Below are 2,968 nucleotides of genomic sequence, written 5' to 3' on the forward strand. Positions count from 1 at the left end.
CTGTGTTCATCATGCCCGGCGGCGACCTACTCTCCCGCGTCTTAAGACGAAGTACCATTGGCGCAGGGGCGTTTAACGGCCGAGTTCGGGATGGGATCGGGTTGGGGCGCCCCGCCATAGCCACCGGGCAGGATTAACACAGCTGGAATTGGTCATTTTTTGTATGATTTAAGTCTATTAGGCTATTGTGAGTATAGCTTAATGGGAGTGATCAAGTCGATCGAGCTATTAGTAAGGCTCAGCTTCGCACGTTACCGCGCTTCCACATGCCTCCTATCGACGTGGTGGTCTTCCACGGCTCTCAAGGGAGATCTGGTTTTGAGGTTGGTTTCCCGCTTAGATGCCTTCAGCGGTTATCCATTCCGAACATAGCTACCCTGCAATGCGGCTGGCGCCACAACAGGTCCACCAGAGGTTCGTCCATCCCGGTCCTCTCGTACTAGGGACAGATCCTCTCAAATTTCCTACACCCACGGCAGATAGGGACCGAACTGTCTCGCGACGTTCTGAACCCAGCTCACGTACCGCTTTAATTGGCGAACAGCCAAACCCTTGGGACCTGCTCCAGCCCCAGGATGCGATGAGCCGACATCGAGGTGCCAAACAATGCCGTCGATATGGACTCTTGGGCATCATCAGCCTGTTATCCCCGGCGTACCTTTTATCCGTTGAGCGATGGCCCTTCCACGAGGGACCACCGGATCACTATGACCGACTTTCGTCTCTGCTCGACTTGTCAGTCTCGCAGTCAGGCAGGCTTATGCCATTGCACTCGACGACCGATTTCCGACCGGTCTGAGCCTACCTTCGCGCGCCTCCGTTACCATTTGGGAGGCGACCGCCCCAGTCAAACTACCCGCCACACACGGTCCCGGATATTGTAGTACCGCGGTTAGATATCCATGAGGACAAGGGTGGTATTTCAAGGATGACTCCACAAGTGCTGGCGCCCTTGCTTCAACGTCTACCACCTATCCTACACATGTCATCACGAATACCAGTGTGAAGCTGTAGTAAAGGTGCACGGGGTCTTTCCGTCTGACCGCAGGAACCCCGCATCTTCACGGGGAATTCAATTTCACTGAGTCTATGCTGGAGACAGCGGGGAAGTCGTTACGCCATTCGTGCAGGTCGGAACTTACCCGACAAGGAATTTCGCTACCTTAGGACCGTTATAGTTACGGCCGCCGTTTACTGGGGCTTCAATTCGGAGCTTGCACACCTCCTCTTAACCTTCCAGCACCGGGCAGGCGTCAGACCCTATACGTCGCCTTACGGCTTCGCAGAGCCCTGTGTTTTTGATAAACAGTCGCAACCCCCTATTCTGTGCCCCCGATACAAAGTTGCCTTCATACCGGGCTCCCTTCTCGCGAACTTACGGGAGCAATTTGCCGAGTTCCTTCAGCATAGTTCTCTCAAGCGCCTTGGTATACTCTACCTGTCCACCTGTGTCGGTTTAGGGTACGGTCTTAATGGTGGAGCTATTTCCAGGGACGCCTTCACCGCATCTCCAATCCAATAAGGAGATACGATACACAGCATCCGTCACTACCACCTGGCCGGGGAATATTAACCCCGTTCCCATCGACTACGCCTTTCGGCCTCGCCTTAGGGGCCGGCTAACCCTGCGCCGATTAGCGTTGCGCAGGAACCCTTGGACTTTCGGCGAGAGGGTCTCTCACCCTCTTTATCGTTACTCATGTCAGCATTCGCACTTCTGATACCTCCAGGACCCCTCACAGGTATCCCTTCGTCAGCTTACAGAACGCTCCGCTACCGCGCGTCAAAGACGCACCCGCAGTTTCGGTGTATGGCTTGAGCCCCGGTACATTTTCGGCGCGGAGACCCTTATTTAGACCAGTGAGCTGTTACGCTTTCTTTAAATGATGGCTGCTTCTAAGCCAACATCCTGGTTGTTTTGGGATCTCTACATCCTTTCCCACTTAGCCATAACTTAGGGACCTTAACTGGCGGTCAGGGTTGTTTCCCTCTCCACAATGGACGTTAGCACCCACTGTGTGTCTGCCCTGCAGTACTTCCTGGTATTCGGAGTTTGGTTAGGATCAGTAAGGCGGTGAGCCCCCATAGCCCATCCAGTGCTCTACCCCCAGGAGTATTCACAGGACGCTCTACCTAAATAGATTTCGCGGAGAACCAGCTATTTCCGAGTTTGATTGGCCTTTCACCCCTAGCCACAACTCATCCCCGATTTTTCAACAGGCGTGGGTTCGGTCCTCCAGTGCGTGTTACCGCACCTTCAACCTGGTCATGGCTAGATCACTCGGTTTCGGGTCTAATCCAACGAACTAAAACGCCCTATTCAGACTCGCTTTCGCTGCGCCTACACCTATCGGCTTAAGCCTTGCTCGTTAAATTAAGTCGCTGACCCATTATACAAAAGGTACGCTGTCACCCTTGCGGGCTCCAACTGTTTGTAGGCATCCGGTTTCAGGTACTGTTTCACTCCCCTCGTCGGGGTACTTTTCACCTTTCCCTCACGGTACTGGTTCACTATCGGTCGATAAGGAGTACTTAGGCTTGGAGGGTGGTCCCCCCATGTTCAGACAGGATTTCACGTGTCCCGCCCTACTCGAGGACTAAAAGTCTTTCTACCCGTACGGGACTATCACCCACTAAGGTCAAGCTTCCCAGCTTGTTCCGGTTCTTAACTTCTAGCCACTGGCCTGGTCCGCGTTCGCTCGCCACTACTAGCGGAGTCTCTGTTGATGTCCTTTCCTCCGGGTACTTAGATGTTTCAGTTCCCCGGGTTTGCCCCCCTTGCGGGTACTCCTTGCGGAGTGGGTTGCCCCATTCGGAAATCACCGGATCAAAGCTTATTCGCAGCTCCCCGATGCTTATCGCAGCGTATCACGTCCTTCATCGCCTCTTATCGCCAAGGCATCCACCGAATGCCCTTAAGACACTTGATCACTCTCATTAGCAATACTCACACTTACAAACTAAAAGC

General features: G+C 53.7%; 2 rRNA genes. Both read right to left on the reverse strand.

What is annotated here, in order from left to right:
* Nucleotides 1-13: 13 nt before the first annotated feature.
* Nucleotides 14-128, reverse strand: a 5S ribosomal RNA gene (gene rrf / locus E1162_RS00150).
* A 79-nt stretch (nt 129-207) separates the two neighbouring features.
* Nucleotides 208-2,930 (reverse strand): 23S ribosomal RNA (locus E1162_RS00155).
* Between the last annotated feature and the right edge of the window lie 38 nt (nt 2,931-2,968).

Origin of the sequence: Pseudovibrio flavus, from assembly GCF_009711345.1 — a bacterium.
Classification (GTDB): domain Bacteria; phylum Pseudomonadota; class Alphaproteobacteria; order Rhizobiales; family Stappiaceae; genus Pseudovibrio; species Pseudovibrio flavus.